This is a genomic window from Cellulomonas sp. P5_C6, assembly GCF_054049635.1.
Genome location: NZ_JBFULZ010000386.1, coordinates 1 through 739, shown reverse-complemented (window position 1 = coordinate 739; position 739 = coordinate 1). Strand labels below are relative to the sequence as shown.

Here is a 739-nt window from a genome sequence, read left to right as displayed (position 1 = left end):
GGCCGGCGTGGACGGAGAGCTCGCCGGGGCGGCCGCCGCGGCGGGGCTGGCCGAGGCGCTGCTGAGCGGCGTCACGACGGTCGCCGACCACCACCTCACCTGGCCCGACGACGTCGCCGCCTCGGTCGAGGTCGCCCGCGGGACGGTGGACGCGGCGGCACGGCTCGGCGCCCGGCTGGTGCTGGTCCGTGGGAGCGCCCKCGACGACCCCGAGCGCGCGGCCCTGTCCGCGGAGGCGATCGTCGGCGCCCTGCGGCAGAGCCCCCTGCTCCAGCTGGCCGTCGGGCCGGCCGGGGTGCACAGCGACGGGCCGGAGACGTTCCGGCTGCTGGGCGAGGTGGCGGCCCGGCACGGACTGCGCCGCCGCACGCAGGCGAACGAGCAGGTCGACGTCGTCGCGGCGGAGCAGCGCTACGGCCGCCGCCCGCTCGACCTGCTCGACGAGTGGGGCTGGCTGGCGCCGGACGTGACACTCGCGCACCTGTGCGGCATCACCGACGACGAGCTCGCGCGCGTGTCCGCGAGCGGCGCGACCGCCACCCACGCGCCCGGCTGCGACCTGCCGATGGGCTGGGGCATCGCCCCCGTGGCGGCGCTGCTCGACGCCGGCGTGCCGGTCGGGCTGGGCACCAGCGGGGGCGGGAGCAACGACGCCGGGCACCTGCTGGCCGACGCCCGGCTGGCGATGCAGGTGGCACCGCTGGTCGGCCGCCCGCTGGCCGCGCGCGAGGTGCTGGCC

1 protein-coding gene is annotated in these 739 nt (G+C 79.5%); it reads left to right on the top strand.

Translation table 11 applies throughout. The features are described from left to right. The coding region (locus tag ACXJKG_RS21310) for an amidohydrolase family protein (RefSeq protein WP_456847710.1) at positions 1 to 739 on the top strand (739 nt) is incomplete at both ends.